We start from the raw sequence: 25,550 nt of genomic DNA, 5'->3' as shown, positions 1-25,550 counted from the left end.
TCACGTTTCACGCGCCCCGCAGGTCCCTGACCCGGCGAAGCTTGCCGAGCGAGCGCTCCAGGGTCCCGGGCTCGACGATCTCCACCTCCACGGTGACGCCCACCCCGTCCTTGACGCCCCGTCCGATCGCCCTGGCGGCCGCCTCGCGCTGCTCGGGGCCGGCGTCGGGGCGGGCCTCGACCCGCACGGCCATGTGGTCCATGCGACCGCGCTCGGTGAGCTGGATCTGGAAGTGCGGGGCGACACCGGGGGTGCGCAGCACGATCTCCTCGATCTGGGTGGGGAAGACGTTCACCCCGCGCAGGATGATCATGTCGTCGCAGCGGCCGGTGACCTTCTGCATCCGGCGGAAGGCGGGACGCGCGGTGCCCGGCAGCAGCCGCGACAGGTCGCGCGTGCGGTAGCGGACGACCGGAAGCGCCTCCTTGGTGAGCGAGGTGAAGACGACCTCGCCCTCCTCGCCCTCGGCCAGCACGGCGTCCGTGAGCGGGTCGACCACCTCGGGGTAGAAGTAGTCCTCCCACACGTGCAGCCCGTCCTTGGTCTCGACGCACTCCTGTGCCACACCGGGGCCGATCACCTCGGACAGGCCGTATATGTCGACGGCGTGGATGTCCGTCCGCTCCTCGATCTCGCGGCGCATCTCCTCGGTCCACGGCTCGGCGCCGAAGATGCCGATCCGCAGGGAGGTGGTGCGCGGATCGACGCCCTGCCGCTCGAACTCGTCGAGCAGGGTGAGCATGTAGGACGGGGTGACCATGATGATCTCGGGCCGGAAGTCCTGGATGATCTGCACCTGGCGTGCCGTCATGCCGCCGGAGGCGGGGATCACCGTGCACCCGGCGCGTTCGGCGCCGTAGTGGGCGCCGAGGCCGCCGGTGAACAGGCCGTAGCCGTAGGAGATGTGCACCTTGTCGCCGGGCCGGCCGCCCGCGGCCCGGATGGAACGGGCGATGACGTCCGCCCACATGGACAGGTCGTTGTCCGTGTAACCGACGACGGTGGCACGGCCGGTGGTGCCGCTGGAGGCGTGGACGCGCCGCACGTCGGCCATCGGGACGGCGAACATGCCGAAGGGGTAGGTGTCCCGCAGATCGGCCTTGGTGGTGAAGGGGAACCTGGACAGGTCCGCCAGGCTGCGGCAGTCGTCGGGCTCCACCCCGGCGGCGTCGAACTTCTTCCGGTACAGCTCCACGTTCTCGTAGGCGTGCCGAAGGGTCGCGCGCAGCCGGTCGAGCTGCAGCTCCCGGAGCTGCTCCCGGGACAGACGCTCCGCGTCGTCCAGCAGGTCGTGGGGGAGGGGCTCTCCCTTGCGGGGTGCCGGGGCGGCCCCGGTCGTCGGCCGGCTGCTCATCGCGACTCCTTCGTCGTCGTGCCCGGCGTCTCGCGCGCCGTGGTCTCCCGCACGCTGCGGCTGCGCCCGCGGAACTCGGCGACCACGTCCCCGTCTCGCCGCACGGTCACGTCGTAGACGCCGCTGCGGCCGAACCGGGTCCGCTCCTCGGCGCTCGCCACGAGCACGTCGCCCTCGCGGGCCGGAGCGACGAACACGATGTCGGCACCCGCCGCCACGGTCACGGGTCCGTGGCTGTTGCAGGCGCAGGCGAAGGCGGTGTCGGCGAGCAGGAAGAGACAGCCGCCGTGGGCGATCCCGTGTCCGTTCACCATCGCCGGGGTCACGGTCATACGGAGCACGGCGGTCCCCTCGCCGTGCTCGACCAGCTCGATGCCCAGCCGCCGGGACGCCTCGTCCGCGCGGAACATCACCTCCGTGGGCGTCGGCCCAGTGGCCTGCGACACCTCTCCCACCACCTCGTATCCCGACCGACCATTCGGTAGCGCACGGCACGGCCCAGTAATCCAGCTGGGCGGTTGCCCTGTCAAGGGATGGGTGGCGAGGTCCCGGGTCTTGCCGGGTGCGGGAAAACAGGTCACACTGATACCGAACGAATGGTCGGTTGGGAAGCTGGTGACGATGACCACGACACACGCAGCCGAGGCGCCGCCCCCGGAGCGGCTGCAGCAGCACTTCGACGCGACGATCGCGCACGACCAGCGCATCGAGCCGCGCGACTGGATGCCCGAGGGCTACCGCAGGACGCTGATCCGGCAGATCGCCCAGCACGCGCACTCGGAGATCATCGGCATGCAGCCGGAGGGCGAGTGGATCACCCGGGCGCCCTCGCTGCGCCGCAAGGCGATCCTGTTCGCCAAGGTCCAGGACGAGGCAGGCCACGGGCTGTACCTGTACTCGGCGGCGGAAACCCTGGGTGCGGACCGTACGGATCTCACCGAGCGGCTGATCGAAGGGCGCCAGAAGTACTCGTCGATCTTCAACTACCCGACGCTGAGCTTCGCCGACGTCGGGGTGATCGGCTGGTTCGTGGACGGCGCCGCGATCTGCAACCAGGTGCCGCTGTGCCGCAGCTCGTACGGGCCCTACGCGCGCGCGATGGTGCGGATCTGCAAGGAGGAGTCGTTCCACCAGCGCCAGGGCTACGAGCTGCTGATGACGATGATGCGCGGCACCGACGCCCAGCGCGAGATGGTCCAGGACGCGGTGAACCGCTGGTGGTGGCCGTCCCTGATGATGTTCGGCCCGCCCGACGACGCCTCGCCCAACTCGGCGCAGTCGATGGCCTGGAAGATCAAGCGGCACAGCAACGACGAACTGCGCCGCCGGTTCGTCGACATGACCGTCCCCCAGGCCGAGAAGCTCGGCGTCACCCTGCCCGACCCCGACCTGCGCTGGAACGAGAGGACCGGGCACCACGACTTCGGCACCCCGGACTGGGACGAGCTGATGCGCGTCATCAAGGGCGACGGCCCGTGCAACGACGAGCGGATCCAGCGGCGGCGTACCGCCCACGAGGAGGGTGCCTGGGTGCGCGAGGCGGCCTCCGCCCACGCTGCCAAGCAGGCCGCCCGCGCGCAGAAGGGAGCGGCGGCATGACCTCGGCGAAGCAGGGCTGGCCGCTGTACGAGGTGTTCGTGCGCGGCAAGCGCGGCCTCAACCACGTCCACGTCGGCTCGCTGCACGCCGCCGACGACGCGATGGCGCTCACCCACGCCCGCGACCTCTACACCCGGCGCAACGAGGGCGTGAGCATCTGGGTGGTGCGCTCCGAGCACATCGCCGCCTCCACCCGCGACGAGAAGGACCCCTTCTTCGCCCCCAGCGCCGACAAGGTCTACCGCCACCCGACCTTCTACGACATCCCCGACGACGTCCCCCACATCTAGGAGCAGGGCATGAGTGACGACCACGTCTACCTGTCCCTGGCCGAGGGGCACGAGGACGACGCCCGCTGGGCCTACGGCACCGGCTTCGAGGACCCGCTGCACGGCGTCGACACCACCGTGCCCCGGGGTGTCGACGCCGGAGACCTGGCAGCGGACTGCGTGGCGCTCGCCGACGACGCCCTGGTCTCGGCCCAGCGACTCGCCGAGTGGGTCACCCGCGCACCCGAGCTGGAGGAGGAGGTGGCGCTGGCCAACATCGGCCTCGACCTCCTCGGCCAGGCCCGCCTGCTGTACGCGCGCGCCGGGCAGGTCGACGGCACCGGCCGCGACGAGGACGCCTACGCCTACTTCAGGGACGCCGAGGACTTCCGCAACGTACGCCTGGCCGAACTGCCGGGCGGCGACTTCGCCTTCGCCGTCGTGCGGCTGCTGGTGCTCTCCAGCTGGCGCCTCGCGCACTTCGAGCGGCTCGCGTCCCACCCCGACCCGGTGCTCGCGGCGGTCGCCGCCAAGGGCGTCAAGGAACTGACGTACCACCGTCAGTACGCCGCCGAATGGGCCGTGCGCCTGGGCGACGGCACCGCTCAGTCGCACCGCAGGATGCGCGCGGCGCTGGAGCGGGTCGCGCCCTACCTGGGCGAACTGCACACGGCGTACGACGTACGGGACGACCTCGCCGAGGTCCTGCGCCAGGTCACCGACGCGGCCGGACTGCCCCTGCCCGTCCACCCGCCGCTGCCCGGCTCCGGCCGCGCCGGCGAGCACACCGAGCATCTGGTACCGCTGCTGGCCGAGTTGCAGAGCGTGGCCCGCGCCCACCCGGAGGCGACATGGTGACCGCGACGACGGACACCCGGCGCGCCCGGCACGTCGCCGAGCAGGTGCCCGACCCCGAGCTGCCCATGCTGACCCTGGCCGAGCTCGGTGTCCTGCGCGGGGTGGAGGTGACCGGGGACGGCACCGTGGTCGCGAGCCTGACCCCCACCTATTCGGGATGCCCGGCGATGGCCGAGATGCGGGCGGACGTCGCCGCGCGGCTGCGGGACGCGGGGTACGCGCACGTGGAGATCCGTACGGTGCTCGACCCGCCCTGGTCGAGCGACTGGATCACCGAGTCCGGCCGCCGCAAGCTCGCCGAGCACGGCATCGCCCCGCCCGGGGCGGCACCCCGCGGCCCGGTCTCCCTGGTGCTGTCGCCGACCCGGCGCACGGTGCCCTGTCCCCGGTGCGGCTCGGCGGACACCGAGGAGACCTCCCGCTTCGCCGCCACGTCCTGCAAGGCGTTGTGGCGCTGCCGGGCCTGCCGCGAGCCGTTCGAGTACGTCAAGGAGATCTGATGGCCCCGACCGTCCCCGCCTCGGCAGCGCCGGTGCGCACCCGCCGCCGTCCCGCCTTCCACCGCCTCCGCGTCGCCGCGATCCAGCGGCTGTGCGCGGACGCGGCGGCCGTGAGCTTCGAGATACCGGACGACCTGGCCGAGGAGTTCGCCTTCACGCCCGGCCAGTCGCTCACGCTGCGGCGCGAGGTCGACGGGCGGGACGAGCGCCGCTCCTACTCGATCTGCTCACCGGCCGGTTCGGCACCGCGCATCGGGGTCCGGGTGGTGCCGGGCGGGCTGTTCTCGGCCTGGCTCGTGGACGAGGTGCGTCAGGGCGACACCATCGAGGTGATGGGCCCCACCGGCTTCTTCACGCCCGACCTCACCCGGCCCGGCCACCACGTGCTGATCGCGGCCGGCTCGGGCATCACCCCCATGATGTCCATCGCCGAGTCGGTCCTGGCCGCCGACGACCGCTCCACCGTCACCCTCTTCTACGGCAACCGCCGCACCGACACGGTGATGTTCGCCGACGAGCTGGCGGACCTGAAGGACCTCCATCCGGCCCGCTTCCAGCTCGCCCACGTACTCTCCCGCGAGCCCCGCGAGGCCGAGGTGCTCTCCGGCCGCCTGGACGCGCAACGGCTCGCGGCGCTCATCGACTCACTGGTGGACGTGACGGCCGCCGACCACTGGTGGCTGTGCGGCCCGCAGGGCATGGTCGGCGACGCCCAGCGGGTCCTGTCCGGCCTCGGCGTCCCGGCGGACCGCGTCCACCGGGAGCTGTTCCACGCCGACGACGAGCCCGTACGGGAGGTGCGCCACGAGGAGGCCGGCCCGCGGGGCCCCGTCAGCGAGGTCGTCATCACCCTGGACGGCCGTTCCACGACCTCCTCCCTCTCCCGGGAGCGGACCATCCTCGACGGTGCCCAGAAGAGCCGGCCGGACCTGCCCTTCGCCTGCAAGGGCGGCGTCTGCGGCACCTGCCGCGCACTGGTCACGGACGGCAGGGCCGACATGCGGCGCAACTTCGCCCTCGAAGCGGCCGAGGTCGACGCCGGCTACGTACTGACCTGCCAGTCGTACCCGGTCTCCGAGAAGCTGACCGTGGACTACGACAGCTGAGGGCAGGTCACCGCGCACCGGCGCCGCGGCCGGCGGGCGGTCAGACGCCGAACTCCGAGGGCGAGATGCCGAGCGCGGTGCAGGCCTCACGGATCGCCTGCTGCTCGGACGGCTCGAAGATCCCGTCGGCCCCGGCGATGACCATGCCGGTCTGGATGACCGCCCGGGCCTCCGCGGGCTTCTTGGCGGCCTTGGCGATCACCTGCAGGGCTTCGCTCCGGCCCAGCTCGAAGTTGGTGAGGAGCCGGTCCACATGCTGGTTGAACCGCTGGCGGAGCTGGTCCGCCGGGAAGTTCTGCAGCACCTCGTTGGACACGATCAGCTCCTCCACGCGCTGCCGCTCCGCCGGTTCCACCTGTCCGTCGGCGGCGGCGACCAGCGCGCACATGGCCATGCTGGCGTCCCGGTAGGCGCCGCTCTTGAGTTCGGTCTTGACCGATGCGAGCTGGGACTTGAACATCCCGATCAGCTGGGCCTTGGAGCCGCCTGAGGACGAGCCGGACCGGCCGGATCCCTGGTGCCCCTGCGTTCCCTGCGCTCCGTGCCCGGATCCGGTCGCTCCCCGAGTGCCCTGGGACTGCTGGAAGGTCTTGGCCTGGTCCTTGATCTTGTCCCACATCGCCACTCGTGCCACCTCGGCTTCTGTTGCTGCGTACGCGTCTGTGTCTTCCGCGATGTCTCGCGGTCACCAGGATGAACGCGTCCGGGGGCCACGGGGTTCCCGAATGGCAAAGACAACGTAAAAGCACAGGGCCTGGCGGCGGCGTAGCAGGCTGCGCGACCCGGATTCGTCGACCCGACCGGCCGGGTGGGGGCGTGTCGCGTGGCTCGACCCGAGGGGAGGCCGGCCGCCGCGCCCCGCGAACCGCTCCGCGCTCCCGCCGCGCGGCGGGCGGTGTGGTCGCGGGAGGTCGGCTGGTTCGCCGTGATCGGCGTCGTGTCGACCGTCGGACAGGTCCTGCTGTACTGGCTGCTGCGCCTGTGGTGGCCCCCTGCCGCCGCCAACCCGGTCTTCCTGCTGGTGCTGACCGTGCTCAACACCGAAGCGAACCGGCGTTTGACGTTCCGGCACGCCGCGGCGGAACCCGCCCGCGCCCACCTGGGAGCCGGTGGCCTCTTCCTGCTCGGTTACCTGGTCACGTCCGGTGCGGTGCTGTGGTTCGAGCACGCGCGGCGCGACGCCTCGCCCGCCGCCGGGACCGCGGTCCTCGCCGCCATGTCGGTCGTCGTCACCGCGGTGCGCTTCGTGGTCCTGCGGCCGGCCGTCTTCCGCCGCCCCGCACATCGCCGGCGATCTCGTGGCACTCCCCGCTGACCTGCTTGGTCACCGACAGGTCCCCCAGTCACCGAAAAGTGCGTTCTTCCACGTCAGCGAGGACTCTCCTACGGTTCCCGAGCAACCAAGAGAGACAGAACGGGCAAGGAGAGATCATGGCCATCACCCTGGTGAACCCCGGCGGACTGCCGCAGATCGACGTGTACCGGCAGGTGTCGATCGCCTCCGGATCGAAGCTGGTCTTCGTCGCCGGGCAGGTCGCCTGGGATGCCGACGGGGTCACGGTCGGAGAAGGTGATCTGGCCGCGCAGGCCGAGCAGTGCTACCTGAACGTCGCCACCGCACTGGCCGAGGCCGGTGCCTCCTTCGACGACGTGGCGAAACTGAACGTCCATGTCGTCGACTGGACCCCCGACAAGATGCCCCTGCTGCTGGACGGCATCGCCCGGGCATCGGCCAAGCTGGGAGTGACCCCGGCGGCACCGGCCACCCTGCTGGGCGTCGCGGCGCTGGACGTGCCCGAGCACCTGATCGAGGTCGAGGCCACCGCGGTCGTCGACTGAACAGCGGCTCCGCCTGTTCGGCCGTCGTCCCCGGTCCCTCGTCCCGGAGCTCTCAAGCCCCGACGTGGTGCGCCCGGCCCTTCGGCGTCAGGGAATCGCGGAGCCTCACAGCGGCCTTCAGTTCCTCGACGTACCGGCCCGGGTTGGCATCGGCCAGTTCCTGGTACAGCGCCACCGCCTGCTCGGCCGGTTCCCCGGCCTCGGCGCGACGGCCGGCCGCGACCAGTTGCGCGGCATACCGGTAGGCACTCTGCGCGAGCAGTGGCCGGTATGCCGGGTTGGTCCCGGCCAGCTCCTGGTAGATGCCGCGTGCCTCGCCCCAGGCGTCGGCACTCTCGCCCGCCCGGCCGGCGCTCTGGAGGCAGACGGCGAGGTTGCCGAGCGACCACGCCAGGTCGGGGCGGTCGGCGAGTTCGCGACAGCCGGCCACCGCCTCGCTCACGGCCGACACCGCGTCGGCGGGCCGTTGCGCGTGGAGCAGGTAGTGGCCCAGGAACACCAGCATCTTCGCCAGCATGCCGCGGAAGAGGGGCCTCTCGGCGGCCAGGACCCGATAGGCATCGACCGCCTCCTGCTGTGCTCCCACCGCGTCCGCGAACCGGCCCGCCTGGTCGTGGACCCACGCCAGGTTGCCCAGGGCCCAGGCCACGTGCTCGGCGTCCTGCGCCGTGCGGTACTCGGCCACGCCCCGCCGGCCGGCTTCGACTGCCTCGTCGAACCGCCTGGCTTTCGCCAGGTACACACCCAGCACCACCAGCGTCTGGGCGAGGCTGCGGCGGAACGACTCGGACAGCAGGGTGAGGTGCTCGTAGTCGACGCGGGCCTGCTGCTGCTCCTCGGCCGCCTCGGCGTGCCGACCGGCGGCCGACAGCTCCGCCGCCCGGACCCGGTGGGCGTTGGCCCGTTGGTCCAGTCCCCACAGGGGGAAGGCGTCGTGGTCGTACCAGTTGTCCGACTCCTGGTCCCACCAGTTGGTCCAGACCGCTCCGTCGTCGCCCACCCAGAAGGCGTCCAGGTGACGCGGGTTCTGCGCCACCACGGCGATTCCCGTGTCCGCGGCCGGTGGAGCGGGGAACTCACGGGCGATGGGGTAGGCGTCGTGATCGTGCCAGCCCATACCGTCGATCCGGTCGTACCAGTTGGACCAGATCTTGCCGTCCGTGCCGACCCAGAACACGTCCAGGTGGCCGGAGGTGCGGGCCACCGCGGCGATCTGGCTGCCGGGAACGGCAGGGGCCGGGGTTCCACGGGCGATCGGGAAGGCGTCGTGGTCGTACCAGCCGTTGCCCGACTCCTGGCCCCACCAGTTGCTCCAGATCCTGCCGTCCGCCCCGACCCAGAACACGTCCAGGTGGCCGGAGGTGCGGGCCACCGCGGCAAGACCGCTCCGCTGCGCGGCCACGCCCGGGAACCCCTGCACCAGACGAAAGGCCCTGTGGTCGTACCAGCCCTCGCCCGACTGCTCGTCCCACCAGTTGCTCCAGATCCTGCCGTCCGTGCCCACCCAGAACACGTCCAGGTGACCCGAGGTACGCGCCACCGCGGCGATGCCGCTTCCCGGCATGGGCGTGATGTCGCTCCTGGGCACGGGCGGCGTGGCGAACTCCCGGGCGATGGGGAAGGGCTCGTGGTTGTACCAGCCCTTGCCCGACCCGTGGTCCCACCAGTGGGTCCAGATCTTGCCGTCGGAACCCGCCCAGAAGAGGTCCAGGTGACCCGAGGTACGGGCCACGGCGGCGACGGCGGTGTCGTGGGCCGCCGATTCCCGACGGGTCTGGACGGTGGGGAACCTCTGGTGCTCGTACCACCCCCCACCGGACCCGTGGTCCCACCATTGGGTCCAGATCCGCCCGTCGGTGTTGGCCCAGAAGAGATCCAGGTGCCCGGAGGCGCGGGACACCGTTGCCACCCGGTTGACGTCGATGCGGAGGTAGGGCTCCAGAGTGTGCCGGATGCGGCGTTGGCAGACCGCGCAGAAGGGCTCGCTGCGCGTGCGCATCTTGCAGGTCCACTGCGGGCGGTACGCCCCGCAGTGGTAGGTGTCGGCGCCCATGAAGGCACCGACGGTGTCCGCGCCGACCGGATTGGCCTGGGTGTCGCACTTGGTGCAGTCGGGGTTCACCGTCGTCGGCAGGGGGGTGTCCGGCGCGATCAGGTCCCGCCACTTGTTGGTGTCACGCCCGGCGTCGAGGGTCACGTTGGGCGGGAGCGGCTCGGGTCCGGGGTGCCTGTCGCGGTCCGTGTCGCTGTTGCACCCCTTCGCGTACTCGTATTCGTCCGCGAGTCCGAACCCCATGTGGCCCATCTCGTGCAGCGCTATGTCGGTGAAATCCCGCGGGAGTGAAAAGGTCGCGACGGAGCCGGCGGCGCCCCCTGTCTTGGTGTCGTTGACAGCCATCAGCACCACGTCCCACGAGGGAACCTGTTGCCCGGCCACGGTGAGGGCGGTGCCCTCGTCGACCGAAAGGGCCCGCGGAATACCGTTGACGCAGAAGGTGGCGTCGAAGTAGGTCCGCGGGGCCGCCCCGGAGCCGCCACACACCGCCGGGTCGTCGGCGCCGCTGTCCGTCGAACTGACGTCGACCCGGTACACGTTGACCGCGTTCCGCAGCTGGCCGTCGAACGGTGGCGTGGCGAACAGGGCGGTGACGACCGTCTGGGCGTCCTGGGCGAACTGTCCGAGCTGGGTGGCCTGGTAGCCGTCCCCCATGATCACCAGATTCCAGCGGGACGACGAGGGGCCGCTGTCGACGATCTTTGTCGTGCCGACGACCGCTCCGTCCCTGGTCCCGAGCTCGGCCATCACCCGGCCGGTCTCCGTACGGAGTGGAAAGCGAGCCACCTCCGTCACTGAGGCCGCGGCGGCCTGCTGCTCGGAACCCGGTGTGCTGCTCAGCAGCGCGGCGTGATCGGCCTCTTCGAGGTCGGGGACCACCACGGCGAAGGCTCCCCGCGGGCGCTCCACCGGAACCCGGTGGACGGGACGTTCCGGGTCGCCGGAGGGCACCTCCACGTCCTGAGGCACGGGATCACGCAGTCCGTGCCGGTACAGCGGTCGCCGCTCCGCGTCCCGGACCTCGACCCACAATCCCGGGCCCCCGGTGTCCCGGAGTTCTCCCGGTGGATCACCGGGAGGAGGCGTCTTCTCGATCCGCTGGCTGGAGAACGGACGGATGTCCGTCCCCTCGTACTCGAAGATCAACCGGACGGCGGTCGTCCGTCCGGACGGCATGGTGCCGTCGCGCTGCTGGGTCGTCACCGTGGCCTCCCCGGCTGCAGAGTGTCGTTGGATCGGAGAACCTCGGGCGAGACAGGCGAGGGAGGCCGTGCCTGGAACCGAGCGTGCAGAGAGAGGCGGCGACCAGTCGCACACCACCGGCCGAAGACCCGGTGGGACCGGTCGGAAACCATGACAGGGCGCACATTCCCCCGTATTCCAGAATGTGACTGGTCGTGCCGACGTGCAAATCCGGCACCGGGGGCGCGCGTTTCGCCGTTGTCCTCCAGGTGAGCCCGGTTCTCCCGACCAGGTGAGCCCGGTTCTCCCGACGCCGCCGCGGAAATGACAGGTGACTCAGCGGCGCCTCGGTGCCGGTGCCGTCCCCGCCGCCGCGGCGGTGCTCCCCCGGACGACCAGGCGCGGTTCCACCGACGCCGACGCCGGTACGGGCACGGTCTCCGGGGCGGTGATGTGGCGCAGCAGGTGCGCGACGGCGAGTTCGCCCATCTGCGCGAACGGTTGGGCGACGGTGGTGAGGGGCGGCGCGCAGTACTCCGCCAGCTCGATGTCGTCGACGCCGACCACGGAGACGTCCTCGGGGACTCGACGGCCCAGTTCACGCAGCGCTTTGACGACTCCGAACGCCATCTCGTCACTGGCCACGAAGACCGCGGTCACCTCCGGGATCCGTCCCAGGACGAGGCCGTTGCGGTACCCCGAGGCGGGTGACCAGTCGCCCTCCAGGGGCGGTGGCACCGGCCGTCCCGCCGCCTCGAGCGTCGCACGCCACCCGTCGCGCCGGCTGGCGGCCTCCAGCCACTGCGCGGGGCCGGCGAGGTGCCAGACCGTCTCATGGCCCAGATCCAGCAGATGCCGCGTGGCCAGGCGGGCCGCCAGGGCCTGGTCGACGGCCACGACCTCGGTGGCGTCGGTGCGTGAACCGTCGATCGTGATGGTGGGCGTGGCGCGGGTGAGCTCCTCCAGCCGCGTACTGCCGTGGATCAGCGGCACCGACAGGATGATGCCCTCCACGCCCTGGTCGGTGAGCCGGGACAGGGCGGTCTCCAGGGCGAAGGTGTCGAGCGAGGCGGTGGTCGCGGTGCTCACCGCGTACCCGGCGGCCCGGGCGGCACGCTCGATGCCCGAGGTGACCGCGGCACGCGAGTAGAAGGTGGTCCGGAGGGTCACCACGCCGATCGTGCGGCTGCGTCCGGAGGAGAGCATGCGGGCCGCGTTGTTGCGGCGGTAGCCGAGCCGCGCCACCGCGGCCACGACCTTGGCGCGTGTCTCCTCCCGCACGTTCGGATGCCCGGAGAGCACCCGCGACACCGTCTGCGCGGACACCCCGGCGGCACGGGCCACGTCCGTCATCCCCGGCGGACGCTGCCCGCCGTCACCCTGCTTCGCCATGGGTCCCTTCCTCGACGCCCTCCCGCGATGGTATCGCTGACATGGGCCGTCACCCGGTCTTCCGCAGGGTTCCCGGTCAGTCGGGCGGAGCCTGTTGGCATCGATAACATCGTCTGCCATAGTCGACCGCGAAAGCACCGGCCTTGGTCAAGAGATCGATAACATCCGGGGCCGGGTACCGGGCACGACCACCGGAGCCGTCGAGTGACCCTGGCCAGCACCCCGCCCACCACCCGCGCTGCGCACCCCCCGGCCACCCTGACCCATGCCCACGGCACGTTCCTGCGCGACGGCCGGCCGCACCGCGTCCTGTCCGGTTCGCTGCACTACTTCCGTGTCCATCCGGAGCAGTGGGCCGACCGCCTGGAGCGCCTGGCGGCCCTCGGGCTCAACACCGTGGACACCTACGTCCCGTGGAACTTCCACGAACGCCGCCCCGGGGAAGTCCGCTTCGACGGCTGGCGCGACCTGGCCCGCTTCGCCCGGCTGGCCCAGCGGACCGGTCTCGACGTGGTGGTGCGTCCCGGCCCCTACATCTGCGCCGAGTGGGACAACGGCGGACTGCCGTCCTGGCTCACCGGCACTCCCGGCATGCGACCGCGCACCAGTCACCAGCCGTACCTGGACGCCGTCGGCCGCTGGTTCGACGAACTCGTCCCGCGGGTGGCCGATCTGCAGGCCGTACACGGCGGCCCGGTCGTGGCCGTGCAGATCGAGAACGAGTACGGCAGCTACGGCGACGACCACGCCTACGTCCGCTGGGTCCGGGACGCCCTCGTCGACCGGGGCATCACCGAACTGCTCTACACCGCCGACGGTCCCACCCCGCTGATGCTCGACGGCGGCACCGTGCCCGGCGAGTTGGCGGCCGCGACATTCGGCTCGCGGCCCGCCGACGCCGCGGCACTGCTGCGCTCACGCCGGCCCGAGGAACCCTTCTTCTGCGCGGAGTTCTGGAACGGCTGGTTCGACCACTGGGGCGAGAAGCACCACGTCCGGTCCCCGGACAGCGCCGCCCGGGACGTGGGCGACATCCTCGACGCGGGCGGCTCGGTCAGCCTCTACATGGCGCACGGCGGCACCAACTTCGGACTGTGGGCCGGCGCCAACCACGACGGGGACACCCTCCGGCCGACCGTCACCAGTTACGACTCGGACGCCCCGGTGGCCGAACACGGCGCGCTCACCCCGAAGTTCCACGCACTGCGGGCGAGGTTCGCCGCCGCTCTCGGTGAGACGGCGCCACGACGGCCCCTGCCCGCCGACCCGCCCCTCCTGCGGCCCCGGACACTGCCGGTGACCCGGCGGGCGGCCCTGCTGGACGCCCTGCGCGCGGTGGCCGAGCCGGTGCACGCCGCCGTGCCGCTCAGCTTCGAGGAACTCGGGCAGTCCGCAGGGCTGGTGCTCTACGCGGCCCGTCCGCTGCTGCCCCCCGGCGAGCAGGAGCTGACCGTGACGGGCCTGCACGACCGCGCCCAGGTGTTCGTCGACGGCGTGCCCGTCGCCGTACTCGACCGCGAGACGTCCTCGTTCACCGTGGTCGGCACGGGAGCGCGGATCCGGCTGGAGCTGTTGGTGGAGAACCAGGGGCGGATCAACTACGGGCCGCTGCTCGGTCAGGGCAAGGGCATCCTCGGCGGGGTACGGGTGGAGCGCCGGCTCGTGCACGGCTGGACCATGCGCCGGCTCCCGCTGGACGAGTGGACGCCGCACGACACCGCCCGCGCCGCGTCGGCCGCCGCGCCCGGCGGTGCGGCCGGCTTCGCGAGCGCGCGCCTGGACACCACCGAACCCGCCGACACCTTCCTGGCCCTGCCCGGCTTCGCCAAGGGTTTCGTCTGGGTCAACGACGCCCTGCTCGGGCGCTACTGGGAGGTGGGCCCCCAGTCCACGCTGTATCTGCCCCGGCCCTTCCTGCGCGCCGGCGCCAACACGCTCACCGTCCTGGAACTCGAACGGTTCGGCGCGCACGTCGCCCTCCTGGACCGGCCCGGTCTCGGACCGGCCGAGGAGTACGTCGAGACGTTCGACTGACGGGCGGGGCCGTCCGCACATCGACCACCGACACCACTGGAAGCACCACCACGAGTTGAGGAGTACCCGTGTCACGGATGACAGCTCCCGCAAACAGACTCGCCCTCGTGGCCGTCGCCACGGCACTCGCCCTTGCCGGCACCGCCTCCCTGGGCACGCCGCCCGCGTCGGCGGCCGATCCCGACGCCACCTACTCCGTCACCGTCGGTGCCAAGGGGCCATGGACCCGACCCGACGACACCCCGGCCGGCACCTACATCGACAAGGACGGCACCTTCTACTACCAGCAGGCCCATGCGCTCTACGGCGCGGACGACAGCCGGGCGTGGAGCTTCTACACCGGCGGGGACTTCGACACGGCGAACCGGTCCGCCGCGGTCAGCGACGCGGTCGACCCCGAGGAGCCCAGGGACCGCAACAACGACACCACCTGGCGGTGCAACAACAGCCCGACCGGCAGGGAGTCCACCTTCCCGCCCGCCGGTTCGGGCTACGCGCAGAAGAACTACTGCGACCTGGCCGGCGTGTGGGTCGACCCGGACACCGGCGACTGGTACGGCCTGGTGCACAACGAGTTCACCCCGCAGCCCTTCGCCGACGGTCTCCACTACGACGGGATCGACTACGCGGTCTCGCGGGACCAGGGCCGGACGTGGACCATCGAGGACCACGTCATCACCTCGCCGTACAGCACGAAGCGCGGCGACACCCGCGCGTTCCCGCACCAGACCTACCACTACGGCGACGGCGACCCCCGCCTGTTCGTCGACACCGCCTCCGGATACTTCTACGTCTACTACGGCTCCCGGATCGTGGAGAAGGGCGGCGGCTGGAAGGCCTTCCACGCCCACGTGGCCCGGGCCCCGATGTCCGGGAAGATGGCCCCCGGCTCCTGGCAGAAGTGGTACGACGGGGCCTGGTCCGAACCCGGCGTCGGGGGCCGCGAGAGCAACATGGTGCCGGTCGGTGCCTCCGGCGGGAGCGGCTACACCCCCGTGTCGGACGAGTACGACCCGGCCAACACCGGCACGGTGAGCGAACAGGTCGCCGCCGGCTGGATGCCCCCGACCTCGCCCCTGTTCGTCATGGACATCACCTACAACGCCCACCTGGGGCTGTACATCGGGGAACCCCAGGCCGTCGACCAGAGCGGCAACGCCCCGCAGCAGTTCTACGCCACCAAGAACCTCGCCACCCAGAAGTGGTTCCCGATCGGTGACACCGGCGGCCACACCAATGCCTCCTGGTACCGCTGGTTCCTCGACGGCGTGAACAAGACCGGCTCCGGAGTCGTCGGCAGGACGTTCCGCTCGTACTGCTCCTTCGGCTGCTCGGGCGGCAGGGCGAGCGAGTACGTCAACGTCACGATCGACACCTCCGCCCCCGCCGCGCCGGTCGACGCGGGCAGGACCTACCGGATCGCCGGTGCCGGGGGACGTGCCCTCGCCCAGGCACGGGCGGGAGGTTCCGCGACGACATCGGTGAGCGAGCCGGCCGGAACCGGACTGGCGGAGTGGGTCTTCACCGCGAACGGCGACGGCTCCTACCGGATCGCCAACGCCGCGACCGGCCGACTGCTCGGCGTCGACTCCTCGTCCACCGCGGGCCGCGCCTGGGGCACCAGGCCCACCGTCACCCGCTCAGGCAGCGGCGGTCCCTCCGTCGGGCAGCAGTGGTTCGTCATCCCCGGTACGTCCGCCGACGGCACCGCCACCGGCACGTACCGCCTGGTCAACCGCTACAGCGGTCTGGTGATCGGCATCTCCGGCGATCCTCGCCGCCGCGTCGAGACCACCCCCGCCCGCTCGTGGACCAACACCACCGGCGACCCCGTCGGCGGCACCCGCGGCGCCGGCGAGCAGGCCCTGACCCTCACCCCGACCGGGACGCCGGGCCGACGGTGACGCGCCGGGCCGGGACACGAGAGGTGCCCCGGCCCGGCCGCGCGTCCCGCCCCCACACCGGGCCGCGCTTCGGGACGTGCTCAGTGCGAGAGCACCATCGCGACCGTCACCGCACCGAGCAGCGCGATGTACGTCCACGCGTAGATGCGGTCGGGGATGCGCGGTGGGCGGCGCCGCAGCACCGTGATCACGGGCAGGGCGCCCAGGAGCAGCGCCGCGGCGGCACGGAGGTCGACGAGACCCACCAGGTGGACGTGCGTGTGCGCGGGGGCGGGGGCCTCGGCGCCGCCCAGGAGGACCACGGCGGCGGGGAGCGCGACGGCGAGGGTCAGCGGGTTGGCCAGCGCGGTCGCCACGTGCATCGTGTGCCCGGCCCGCCGCATCGCGGGGACGGTCATGACGCTGCCCCCCACACCGAGGAAGGCCGCCACCGCGCCGACCGGAGCGCCGACGACGGCCGGCAGCGGGCGCGGTGCGTCCCGGGTCGTCTCCGGGGCGCGCGGGCGCAGGAATCCGGGGCGGAGCAGCAGGTCGACGATAGTGAGCGCGACGTACGCGACGAACGCCCAGCGGACCAGGCCGGGCGGGGCGTGGCGCGTGGCGAGCGCGCCGGCCCCGCCGCCGGCCGCCAGCAGCAGGAGCAGGGGGCCGTTGCCACGGAGGGCGGCGAGCACCCGTCGCGGTGTGACGGCCGTCGCGAACCCCGCGTTCACCACCATGACCAGGGCCGAGGTGGCCGTCGCCACCCGCATCGCGTCCGCGCCGAGGACGGCGTCCGCCCACACCACGACCGGGACGGCGACGAATCCGCCCCCGAACCCGAACAGGACGGTCGTCACGCCGGTGAGAAGCCCGATGCCGAGCAAGGCCAGATCATTCACAGGGCCACTCCACCAGCTCGGGAGTGACGCACGCATTCGATGCTCGGCACGATTCCTTCGCGACTCGGCCGTAGAGTGGCCGGGGTGAAGAACGTCCCCCTGGCCGATGTCGACGCCGTGGGCCGGGCCGTCCTGCCCATCGGCACCGACTACCCGCCCGGCCACGTACTGGACTGGCACGAACACCGCCGCGCGCAGTTCCTCTACGGCGCCACCGGTGTCATGGTCGTCGACACCGCCGACGGCACCTGGACCGTCCCGCCCGAGCGTGCCGTCCTGATTCCGGCCGCCACCCGCCACCGGGTCCGCATGCTGGGCGTCAGCACGCGCAGTCTGTACATCGAACCGGACGCCGTCCCCTGGTGGCCCGGCACCTGCACGGTCGTGGACGTTCCGCCGCTGCTGCGCGAACTGCTGCTGGCGGCGGTCGAGTTCGAGGCGGACTACAGCCTGGCCGGACGGGAGGCGAGCGTGGTCGCCCTCCTCCTTTACGAGATCGCCGCCCGCACCCCACTCCCGTTCCACGTCGGGATTCCCGCCTCCGCCGACCTCGTGACGCTCTGCCGGGAGTACCTGGCCGACCCGGACGCCGGCGTCACCAACACGGCATGGGCCGCGCGGACGGCCACGAGTGAACGGGCCTTCACCAGGCGTTTCCGCTCGGAGACGGGCGACAGCCCCGCCGTCTGGCGGGCCCGCGCGCGCCTGCTCGCGGCCGTCCCCCTGCTGCGCACCGCGTCGGTCAGTGAGGTCTCCGGCCGCCTCGGTTACGCCTCGCCCGCCGCGTTCACCGCCGCTTTCAGCCGGGCCTTCGGCACACCACCGTCCCGTTTCGCCACGAGCCACCGCAACCCGCTCCAGGGCTGACCCCGAGCCTGCGGATGTGGCTCGCGTACGGCAGCCACACCCTGCGGATCCGGGTGACGGGAGAGCACAACTCCCGGTCCGGGGCGTCCTTCGTGAGCGTCGACCGCGCCGAGGTCTACGTGAACTGACGCACCGGATCGACCGACCCGTCACCGCCGCTCGCGGCCCTCCGTGCTCTCCCGCAGGACGAGCCGGTGGGCCACGATGCGGTCCTGCGGCGACAGCGAGACCGACACGGCACCGTCACCGCGGCCCTCCGGTCCTGTCGCCTCTTCGATGCGGTCCTGGAGCAGTTGCACGGCGACCTTGGCCACCGCCGCCTTGTCGGGAGCCACCGTGCTGAGCGTCGGGACGCTGAACCGCCCGCCCTCCACGTCGTCGAAGCCGATGACCGCGACGTCCTCGGGCACCCGGACCCCGTGCTCGTGCAGGGCGCGCAACGCGCCCAGGGCCAGCTGGTCGTTGAGGCAGAGCAGCGCGTCGGGCCGCGCGCCCTCCCGCAGCGCCCGCGCCACGGCCTCCGCCCCGTCGGGCATCCGGAACGAGTCGACCGGCAGCAGGGCGGCCGGATCGTAGGCGATGCCCGCCTCGGACAGGGCGGCACGGAAGCCGCGGGTGCGGGCCTCGGCCGTCCCCAGGCCCGAGTCGTCACGACCACCGACGGCGAGGATGGCGCGGCGCCCCAGCCCGATCAGGTGGCCGGTCGCCTCGCGCGCGGCCCCCTCGTTGTCGATGGCGACGTGGTCGGCGCCCTCCTCCAGCAGCTCCCCGAGCAGCACGGTCGGCGGCGCACCCACGCGGTCGCGCAGGTCGTCCGCCGTCAGGGCGAGCGGGCTGAGGATGATTCCGTCGACGAAGGCGGACCCGAAACCGGCCAGTGCCGCCAGCTCATGGGCCCGGTCCGCCCCGGACTGATGGATCAGAACGGTCAGGGAACGCTGTTCGGCCTCCCGGATGACATGCCGGGCCAGCTCGGCGAAGTACGGGATGTCGAGTTCCGGAACGACCAGGGCGATGATGCCGGTACGGCCCCGGCGCAGATGGCGGCCGGCCAGGTTGACCCGGTAGCCGAGCTGATCGATGGCCTCGCGCACCACGCGTCTGGTCCGGTCGGAGACATGGGCGTAGTCGTTGATGACATTGGACACCGTCTTCTCCGAAACGCCCGCATGACGTGCGACGTCCTTGATCCTGGGCCGAGCCACCGAGACCTCCCTGCCTCTTGCGCGCTGCCAGAGTCTATGTCCCGGCATCGCGCCGCCCCGAGCGCAGGCCGGCGTGACGTCGATCTTGGGGCCCTCACTCCCGATCCCTGACCCCGGTCTCTTACCAGTCCCTCTCTTTACAGCCGATGTACATCGATGTAAAAACTAGCCACCTCGTCCCCCTCGCTGTACGCACGGGCCCGGCACACCACGTCGGCCCACCGATCGACTGGAGCATGTGTGCCCACTCACTCCGCACCGCGCCCGGAGTACCCGCGACCGCAGTTCGTGCGCCGCGACTGGCTCAACCTGAACGGCGCCTGGCAGTTCGAGACGGACCGAGGTGACAGCGGACTCGAGCGGGGTCTGCTCGACCGCGAACTGCGCGACGAGATCCTCGTGCCCTTCCCGCCCGAGTCCGAGCTGTCCGGCATCGGTGACACCGACTTCCTGGAGGCCGTCTGGTACCGGCGCACCCTCACCCTGCCGGTGGCGTGGGCCGGGCGCCGGGTGCTGCTGCACTTCGGCGCCGTCGACCACGACACCACCGTGTGGGTGAACGGCGAGGAGGTCGCCCGGCACCGCGGCGGCTTCACGCCCTTCACCGCCGACCTCGGGGACATCGCCGGGGCGGGGGAGGAGGTCGTCGTCACGGTGCGGGCCCGCGACCCCAGGTCCGGCCCGCAGGCGCGCGGCAAGCAGGCCGTGCAGTACGCCAACCACGACTGCAACTACACCCGGGTGACCGGCATCTGGCAGACCGTCTGGCTCGAGCCCGTGCCCCACGTGCACCTGCGCCGTCCCCGGATCACCCCGGACCTGGCCGGCTCCGCCTTCCACCTCGAACTGCCCCTGTCCGGCAACCGGCCCGGCCACCGGGTGCGCGCCATCCTCGGCGACGCCGACGGCGAGGTGTGCCGCGCCGAGGCCCGCGCCGACCTGGACCTCGCCCCGCGCCTGCACCTGCCGGTGCCGGACGACCGGCGACGCGAGTGGAGCCCCGACGACCCGCACCTGTACGACCTGCGCCTCGAACTCCTCGACGCCACCGGGCAGGTCGTCGACAGCGCGGAGAGCTACGCGGGTCTGCGCGCTGTGGGCCTGCGCGGCAAGACCGTCCTCCTCAACGGGCGACCGCTCTTCCAGCGTCTCGTCCTCGACCAGGGCTGGTACCCGGACGGGCTGATGACCGCCCCGACCGACGAGGCGCTGGTCCGGGACATCGAGCTGGCCATGGAAGCCGGCTTCAACGGGGCCCGGCTGCACCAGAAGGTCTTCGAGGAGCGCTTCCTCCACCACGCGGACCGCCTCGGCTACCTGGTCTGGGGCGAGTTCGGCGACTGGGGCTGCGAGACGGGCGGCTCCTCGGGCGACAACCAGCGCCCCGACGCCTCCTACGTCGCGCAGTGGCTGGAAGCGCTGGAACGCGACTACTCGCACCCCTCGATCATCGGCTGGTGCCCGCTCAACGAGACCTACCAGAAGCTGCACGACCGGATCACGCAGCTCGACGACGTGACCCGTGCGATGTTCCTGGCCACCAAGGCCATGGACACCACCCGGCCGGTCATAGACGCCTCCGGCTACGCCCACCGGGTCGCCGAGACCGACGTCTACGACGCCCACAACTACGAGCAGGACCCGGCGGCCTTCCGCCGGCTGATGTCCGGCCTCGCCAAGGACACCCCCTTCGTCAACACCTACGAGAACGGCGCCCCGTACTCGCGGCCCTACCGAGGCCAGCCGTACTTCGTCAGCGAGTTCGGCGGCATCTGGTGGGACCCCGAGGCGGCAGCCGACCGGTCGGGTGAGGACCGCACCGTCTCCTGGGGGTACGGCGAACGGGTGCGCGACGAGGAGGAGTTCCACGAGCGGTTCAGCGGCCTCACCGAAGTGCTGCTGCGGGACCGGGACATGTTCGGCTACTGCTACACCCAGCTCACCGACGTCTTCCAGGAGCTGAACGGCATCTACCGGTTCGACCGGGGCCGCAAACTCGACGTCGAACGCATCCGTGCCGCGCAGCTGCGCCCAGCCGCGATCGAGGAGCAGGACCCGGCGTAGCGAACCCCCGGGCCGGAGGTGGACCGCCGCCTCCGGCCCGCGTGCGGGGTCAGAAGGGACGGTCGCCCTCGATGGCGACGCGTTCGGCGACGCGGCGATCGGATCCGTAGTCGCCCACCGCGTAGTGCTGGGTGGCCCGGTTGTCCCAGAAGGCGATGTCGCCGGGCTGCCAGCGGAAACGCACCTGGTACTCGGGCACGTGCGCCTGCTGGAACAGGAAGCGCAGCAGCCGGTCGCTCTCGTCCCGGTCCATGCCGGTGATGTGCGTGGTGAAGGACGTGTTGACGAACAGCGTGCGCCGCCCGGTCTCGGGGTGGGTACGCACGACGGGGTGTTCCACGGGCGGGAAGAGGTCCTGGTGGGGGATCAGCCGCTCGGGGCCGTAGAACCTGGCGAAGCCGGGGATGAAGTCGTGCACGGCGCGGGCACCGTCGATGCGGTCCTTCACCTCCTGCGGGAGATTGTCGTAGGCGGCGGCCATGTCCGCCCACATCGTGTCACCGCCGAACGGCGGTACCTCGCGCAACTGGAGGACGGCGCCGAGCGCGGGCCGCTCCCGGAAGGTGACGTCGGTGTGCCAGACGTTCTCGTACGTCGGTGCCGCCCCGGCGGCCTTGTCGAACCGGACGACGTCCTCGCTCGAGCCGGTGGCGAGCAGCGGGTTGGTCTCCAACTGGCCCCAGTTGAGCGCTAAGTCGCGCTGCTGGTCGGAGGTGAGGTGCTGGGAGCGGAAGAACAGCACCTTCCACTCCAGCAGAGCGCGGTTCAACTCCTCGCGCAGCGTGGGGCCGAGCGGACGCGAGAGGTCGAGGCCCCGGATCTCCGCGCCGATCGTGCGAGCCAGCGGAACCACGTCGAACAGCTCGTAGGGCCGCTCCTCCCACCCCTCGGGCAGCCGGCGCAACACGCGCCCTCCCTCGTACATCCCGTCCCCCGGAATGCGCGCCTCGCGCAGAGTAACGGTCGGGCCGGCGGTCGTGACGGTCATGGGGCCTCCCCTTCAACGGCGGTCCGACCAGGCCCCGGCGGCTCGGCAGCGCATCGACGACGGGGCGAGGCGCGCCTCTCGACCGTCGTGGAGTGGGATGCGCGCGGCCGTGCCGGACGGCCTGGTCGGTGGACGTGCTCCGGACTGCTGCCGGAAAGTGAACCGATGCGCTCTGCACGCGGCGTGCGTCGAGCCCTCGGCCCGGAGACAGCCGGTTATCGACCGGAGCGCTCACACCCGGTTCGATCGGGCACGCGCACAGGCTCCGCCGTCATCTCGAACCAGTATGGGGTCATGGCAGCGATTGTGTGATCTTCCCGTGGTTCTGTCAACGGGGCACGGACGTCAGGCCGCCTGGGTGAGTTCCGCGCGGCCGAAGAGGATCGCGTAGCCGGAGGGGAGTTGAGCGAGGATGCGGTCGAGCAGGGCGGGACCGGCGAGGCGGGCGAGGACGCCCAGGACGGAGCCGACGTCCCAGCGCGTGGTCGCGAGGGTGCCGCCGGTGCGGGCGGCGAGGTCCCTGACGAAGGCCCAGCCGGTCATCGAGTCGGTTCCGGGGATCTGGGAGGCGAAGATCCGGCCGGCCTCGCGGGGAAGGCGGGCCGCCAGTTCGACGCGTTCCTCGCCGGTGATGCGGCGGCCGAGGGCGGCCAGGACGGCGGTGACGACTTCTTCGGCGCGCTCGCGGGTGGGGTAGGCGCCGTTGTAGCGGACCTGCTCCAGCAACTGGCCGAACGACATGGCCGGTTCGGTGATGGGGGTCGCCGGGGCCGTCTTGGACTGCATCGGTGAAGGACGCCTTTCTCGCTCGTGGGGTTGTCTGACGGGGTCGGCCGGTGACCGGCGGACGCGGGCGCGTCGGTCACCGGGTGCGCGGGCCGGGGGCCGCGGTGTCCTGCGGCCGGCCGAAGAGCAGGTCGTATCCGGGTGGGAGCTGCAGCAGGACGCGGCGGATCAGTTCCTCGCCCGCCGCGTCGGCGGTCACGCTGAGCACGGCACCGATGTCCCAGGCCGCGGTCCGTTCGGTGGCTCCCTCGATCCACGCCGCGGTGGCCCGCACGAACCGCTCGGCGGAGAGGGGTTCGGCGGCCTGGAGCGGGTTGAGCAGGATCAGGGCGAAGGTCTCCGGGAGCCGGGCGGCCAGCTCGGCCCGTACCTCACCGACCAGGTGTGCGCCGAGCAGCGCCAGCACGGTGCGCGCGGCGCGGTCCGCCTCGACGCGGGTCGGGTACTCGCCGCGTTCCTGCACCCGGTCGAGGAACACGTCCCACTGCATGGCCATCGGGCTACTCCTTCCCTGGGCGTTCCGGGCCGGCGCGCGGGCAGCGGCGGAGGGCGGGAGGCGCGGGGAGGCCGTCCGCCCTCCGGCACCGGGGGTGGGGCTCTGCTCAGCCGGAGATCTCCTTGCGGTCCCCGCCGGCGCTGATGGAGATCTTGCGCGGCTTGGCCCGCTCGGCGATCGGTACGCGCACAGTGAGCACGCCCGCGTCGTAGTCGGCACTGATGTGCTCGGTGTCGAGGGTGTCGGCCAGCATCACCTGGCGGGAGAACACGCCCAGCGGACGCTCCGAGAGTTCCATCTGGACGTCGTCACCCTTGGTGACGGGCCGGCGCTCGGCCCGGACGGTCAGCATGTTCCGCTCGACGTCGATGTCGATCGCGTCCGGGTCGACACCGGGCAGATCGAGTGCGATCACGTACGCGTCACCCTCCCGGTAGGCGTCCATCGGCATCGCCGTAGGACGCGACCAGGTGCCGGACGCGTTGCCGAACAGTTGCTGGGTGAGCCGGTCGAACTCACGGAAAGGATCGGTGCGCATCAGCATCGTGAAACACCTCCAGTTCACTCCACTTCGAGCAGAACCGCTCATGCGCTGCTTCCTGCTTTTCTTGTAGCATGTCATCGAAAGGATGACAAGTGATGGTGTCACCCATCGGGTGACGTGATCGAGCGGAGGTGACCCATGACCGCAGACCCGCAGGAATTCGGTTCCCGGCCCGCGTCCTTCCTCGCCGCCGAGGCAGCGCTGGCGGCGATCGACGAGGCCGTGCGCACCGCCCAGACACCGCAGGCCGCGGAGCAGCCCGGCTCCCAGGTCGGCTCCGACCAGGCACTGGCCGCGCTGCTGCTCCTGCGCGAGGTGCGCGACCGGCTCGCGGGGTGGGAGACGGGACTGATCGAGACCGCCCGCGAGGCGGGCGCGAGCTGGGCCGACCTCGCCCAACCCCTCGGTGTCGCCAGCCGGCAGGCCGCCGAGCGCCGCTATCTGCGCCTGCGCCCGGGAGCTCCCGGCACCACCGGGGAACAACGCGTCCAGGCCACCCGGGACCGCCGGGCCGCCGACCGCGCCGTCACCACCTGGGCCCGCGGCAACGCCGCCGACCTCCGTCAGCTCGCCGGCCAGATCACCGCACTCGCCGGTCTCCCGGCCGAGGCCCGCACCCCCCTCGTACGGGCACTGGGCCACGACGACGCCGCAGGGCTCATCGGCCCGCTGACCAGCGCCCGCCACCACCTCACCGCCCACCATCCCGAGCTGGCAGCCCGCATCGACACCCTCACCCACCACACGGACCGGCTTCGCCGGGTCAGGCCGCCTGCGGAGTGAAGGGCATCAGGGCGTCTCCCTCGGGCTGGACGACGCCGTAGCTGCTCTCGGGGACCTTGTTCCAGACGCCGGGCAGGTCGCCCAGGGGTTCCGACACGATCAGGCGGGTGTCGTCGGAAACCTCCTGCAGGAAGGACATCCCGGGATGGAGCGAGCGCAGGGTCTCCACGCGGGTGCTGTAGTAGAGGGATCGTGAGTCTCCCTGGCTGGAGTAGCGGAAGGCCCACAGCCGGCGGCCGTCGGTCACGGCGACCGTCATCTGCAAGGGGTACTCCACGCCGTGCTCGTGGCCGACCTCCTCCACCAGCCCCGCCATCCGTGCCACGGCCCCCGGAGGATCCTCTTCAAGACCCAGGGTGAGGGCCAGGAAGAACATCATCTCCGAGTCCGTCGATCCCTCGATCTGGCGGAAGAGCCGTGGGTCGACGGCCAGGGCGAGGTCGCGTCGGACCCGGGGGAACTCGGCGATCGCGCCGTTGTGCATCCACATCCAGCGGCCGTGGCGGAACGGGTGGCAGTTGGTCTGCTGCACCGCGCTGCCCGTGGAGGCCCGGATGTGCGCGAAGAACAGGTGCGAGCGGACGTGGCCCGCGATCTCCCGCAGGTTGCGGTTGCTCCACGCCGGTCCGATCTCCCGGACGATCGCGGGCGTCCGCATCTCCGGGCCGAACCATCCGACGCCGAACCCGTCCCCGTTGGTCGTCTCGACGCCCATCCGGGAATGCAGGCTCTGGTCGATCAGCGAGTGCTCCGGCTTGTACAGGATGGTCTCGAGCAGCACGGGCGTACCGGAGTAGGCAAGCCATCGGCACATCGTCTGCCGCCTCTCTGGTCGTGGGCGCG

The 25,550-nt window shown here is 71.7% G+C and carries 24 protein-coding genes; 12 read left to right on the top strand and 12 right to left on the bottom strand.

All coding sequences use genetic code 11. The features are described from left to right. Positions 1-7: 7 nt before the first annotated feature. Together paaK and paaI are read right to left on the bottom strand one after the other, a co-directional pair. Positions 8-1,354: a phenylacetate--CoA ligase PaaK gene (paaK, locus tag RM812_RS03120; RefSeq protein ID WP_311570812.1), complete on the bottom strand. Its 1,347-nt coding sequence runs from the start codon at positions 1,352-1,354 to the stop codon at positions 8-10. After that, complete coding sequence (gene paaI / locus RM812_RS03115) at positions 1,351-1,800, bottom strand: hydroxyphenylacetyl-CoA thioesterase PaaI (RefSeq protein WP_311570811.1); 450 nt, start codon at positions 1,798-1,800, stop codon at positions 1,351-1,353. The genes paaK and paaI overlap by 4 nt, the downstream gene beginning before the upstream one ends. A gap of 175 nt (positions 1,801-1,975) precedes the next feature. Between paaI and paaA the strand changes: the two genes are divergently transcribed. The 5 genes from paaA to paaE are packed head-to-tail and all read left to right on the top strand — an operon-like array spanning position 1,976 to position 5,686. Continuing rightward, positions 1,976-2,953, top strand: coding sequence for a 1,2-phenylacetyl-CoA epoxidase subunit PaaA (paaA, locus tag RM812_RS03110; RefSeq protein WP_311570810.1), 978 nt, complete (start codon positions 1,976-1,978; stop codon positions 2,951-2,953). Then, positions 2,950-3,243: a 1,2-phenylacetyl-CoA epoxidase subunit PaaB gene (paaB, locus tag RM812_RS03105; protein WP_217139819.1), complete on the top strand. Its 294-nt coding sequence runs from the start codon at positions 2,950-2,952 to the stop codon at positions 3,241-3,243. The genes paaA and paaB overlap by 4 nt, the downstream gene beginning before the upstream one ends. A 9-nt stretch (positions 3,244-3,252) precedes the next feature. After that, the gene (gene paaC / locus RM812_RS03100; RefSeq protein WP_311570809.1) at positions 3,253-4,080 is read left to right on the top strand and encodes a 1,2-phenylacetyl-CoA epoxidase subunit PaaC; all 828 of its coding nucleotides are present in this window, start codon (positions 3,253-3,255) and stop codon (positions 4,078-4,080) included. After that, positions 4,074-4,580 carry a 1,2-phenylacetyl-CoA epoxidase subunit PaaD gene (gene paaD, locus RM812_RS03095; RefSeq protein WP_311570808.1) on the top strand — a complete coding sequence of 169 codons (507 nt, stop codon included), beginning with the start codon at positions 4,074-4,076 and terminating at the stop codon, positions 4,578-4,580. The genes paaC and paaD overlap by 7 nt, the downstream gene beginning before the upstream one ends. Further along, positions 4,580-5,686 (top strand): 1,2-phenylacetyl-CoA epoxidase subunit PaaE, encoded by a 1,107-nt coding sequence (paaE, locus tag RM812_RS03090; protein ID WP_311570807.1) that lies wholly within the window; start codon positions 4,580-4,582, stop codon positions 5,684-5,686. The genes paaD and paaE overlap by 1 nt, the downstream gene beginning before the upstream one ends. 40 nt (positions 5,687-5,726) lie before the next feature. Here the strand turns inward: paaE and RM812_RS03085 are convergent, their stop codons facing one another. Then, complete coding sequence (locus tag RM812_RS03085) at positions 5,727-6,311, bottom strand: tellurite resistance TerB family protein (protein WP_311570940.1); 585 nt, start codon at positions 6,309-6,311, stop codon at positions 5,727-5,729. 198 nt (positions 6,312-6,509) lie between these two features. On the opposite strand from RM812_RS03085, the gene RM812_RS03080 reads away from it, so the two are divergent. Together RM812_RS03080 and RM812_RS03075 are read left to right on the top strand one after the other, a co-directional pair. Beyond that, on the top strand, positions 6,510-7,001 hold the full coding sequence (locus RM812_RS03080; RefSeq protein ID WP_311570806.1) for a GtrA family protein: 492 nt from the start codon (positions 6,510-6,512) through the stop codon (positions 6,999-7,001). A gap of 116 nt (positions 7,002-7,117) precedes the next feature. After that, positions 7,118-7,525 (top strand): RidA family protein, encoded by a 408-nt coding sequence (locus RM812_RS03075; protein ID WP_311570805.1) that lies wholly within the window; start codon positions 7,118-7,120, stop codon positions 7,523-7,525. A gap of 52 nt (positions 7,526-7,577) precedes the next feature. On the opposite strand, the gene RM812_RS03070 is transcribed toward RM812_RS03075, so the two are convergent. After that, a complete protein-coding gene (locus RM812_RS03070) occupies positions 7,578-10,784 on the bottom strand; it encodes a M64 family metallopeptidase (RefSeq protein WP_311570804.1) in 3,207 nt (1,068 codons plus the stop codon). A gap of 315 nt (positions 10,785-11,099) precedes the next feature. Next, complete coding sequence (locus RM812_RS03065; RefSeq protein ID WP_311570803.1) at positions 11,100-12,155, bottom strand: LacI family DNA-binding transcriptional regulator; 1,056 nt, start codon at positions 12,153-12,155, stop codon at positions 11,100-11,102. 204 nt (positions 12,156-12,359) lie between these two features. Between RM812_RS03065 and RM812_RS03060 the strand changes: the two genes are divergently transcribed. Then, positions 12,360-14,189: a glycoside hydrolase family 35 protein gene (locus RM812_RS03060; protein ID WP_311570802.1), complete on the top strand. Its 1,830-nt coding sequence runs from the start codon at positions 12,360-12,362 to the stop codon at positions 14,187-14,189. Between the two features lie 77 nt (positions 14,190-14,266). Then, positions 14,267-16,093: an RICIN domain-containing protein gene (locus RM812_RS03055; RefSeq protein WP_311570801.1), complete on the top strand. Its 1,827-nt coding sequence runs from the start codon at positions 14,267-14,269 to the stop codon at positions 16,091-16,093. An 80-nt stretch (positions 16,094-16,173) separates the two neighbouring features. On the opposite strand, the gene RM812_RS03050 is transcribed toward RM812_RS03055, so the two are convergent. Further along, positions 16,174-16,974 carry a sulfite exporter TauE/SafE family protein gene (locus RM812_RS03050; protein ID WP_311570800.1) on the bottom strand — a complete coding sequence of 267 codons (801 nt, stop codon included), beginning with the start codon at positions 16,972-16,974 and terminating at the stop codon, positions 16,174-16,176. Positions 16,975-17,058: 84 nt separating this feature from the next. Here RM812_RS03050 and RM812_RS03045 point away from each other — a divergent pair, with 84 nt between their 5' ends. Then, positions 17,059-17,841 (top strand): AraC family transcriptional regulator, encoded by a 783-nt coding sequence (locus RM812_RS03045; RefSeq protein WP_311570799.1) that lies wholly within the window; start codon positions 17,059-17,061, stop codon positions 17,839-17,841. A 149-nt stretch (positions 17,842-17,990) separates the two neighbouring features. Here RM812_RS03045 and RM812_RS03040 read toward each other — a convergent pair whose 3' ends face one another. Further along, positions 17,991-19,046: a LacI family DNA-binding transcriptional regulator gene (locus RM812_RS03040; protein WP_311570798.1), complete on the bottom strand. Its 1,056-nt coding sequence runs from the start codon at positions 19,044-19,046 to the stop codon at positions 17,991-17,993. Between the two features lie 240 nt (positions 19,047-19,286). On the opposite strand from RM812_RS03040, the gene RM812_RS03035 reads away from it, so the two are divergent. Beyond that, entirely contained in the window at positions 19,287-21,110 is a 1,824-nt protein-coding gene (locus RM812_RS03035) for a glycoside hydrolase family 2 protein (RefSeq protein WP_311570797.1), read from the top strand. Between the two features lie 49 nt (positions 21,111-21,159). On the opposite strand, the gene RM812_RS03030 is transcribed toward RM812_RS03035, so the two are convergent. The 4 genes from RM812_RS03030 to RM812_RS03015 all read right to left on the bottom strand — a co-directional run bounded on the left by RM812_RS03030 (position 21,160) and on the right by RM812_RS03015 (position 23,924). Then, complete coding sequence (locus RM812_RS03030; RefSeq protein WP_311570796.1) at positions 21,160-22,098, bottom strand: TauD/TfdA dioxygenase family protein; 939 nt, start codon at positions 22,096-22,098, stop codon at positions 21,160-21,162. A gap of 345 nt (positions 22,099-22,443) precedes the next feature. Next, the gene (locus tag RM812_RS03025; protein WP_311570795.1) at positions 22,444-22,884 is read right to left on the bottom strand and encodes a DUF2267 domain-containing protein; all 441 of its coding nucleotides are present in this window, start codon (positions 22,882-22,884) and stop codon (positions 22,444-22,446) included. A gap of 76 nt (positions 22,885-22,960) precedes the next feature. Next, a complete protein-coding gene (locus RM812_RS03020) occupies positions 22,961-23,380 on the bottom strand; it encodes a DUF2267 domain-containing protein (RefSeq protein WP_311570794.1) in 420 nt (139 codons plus the stop codon). 106 nt (positions 23,381-23,486) lie between these two features. After that, positions 23,487-23,924: an Hsp20/alpha crystallin family protein gene (locus RM812_RS03015; RefSeq protein WP_311570793.1), complete on the bottom strand. Its 438-nt coding sequence runs from the start codon at positions 23,922-23,924 to the stop codon at positions 23,487-23,489. Between the two features lie 138 nt (positions 23,925-24,062). Here RM812_RS03015 and RM812_RS03010 point away from each other — a divergent pair, with 138 nt between their 5' ends. Further along, positions 24,063-24,707 carry a type III effector protein gene (locus tag RM812_RS03010; RefSeq protein ID WP_311570792.1) on the top strand — a complete coding sequence of 215 codons (645 nt, stop codon included), beginning with the start codon at positions 24,063-24,065 and terminating at the stop codon, positions 24,705-24,707. On the opposite strand, the gene RM812_RS03005 is transcribed toward RM812_RS03010, so the two are convergent. Continuing rightward, positions 24,688-25,521, bottom strand: coding sequence for a class II glutamine amidotransferase (locus RM812_RS03005; protein WP_311570791.1), 834 nt, complete (start codon positions 25,519-25,521; stop codon positions 24,688-24,690). The two genes, RM812_RS03010 and RM812_RS03005, sit on opposite strands and share 20 nt — an antisense overlap. Positions 25,522-25,550: the final 29 nt, after the last annotated feature.

The organism is Streptomyces lancefieldiae (genome assembly GCF_031845825.1).
Taxonomy (GTDB): domain Bacteria; phylum Actinomycetota; class Actinomycetes; order Streptomycetales; family Streptomycetaceae; genus Streptomyces; species Streptomyces lancefieldiae.
The sequence above is the reverse complement of the archived record's forward strand: the minus strand, read 5'-3'. Positions and strand labels throughout refer to the sequence as shown.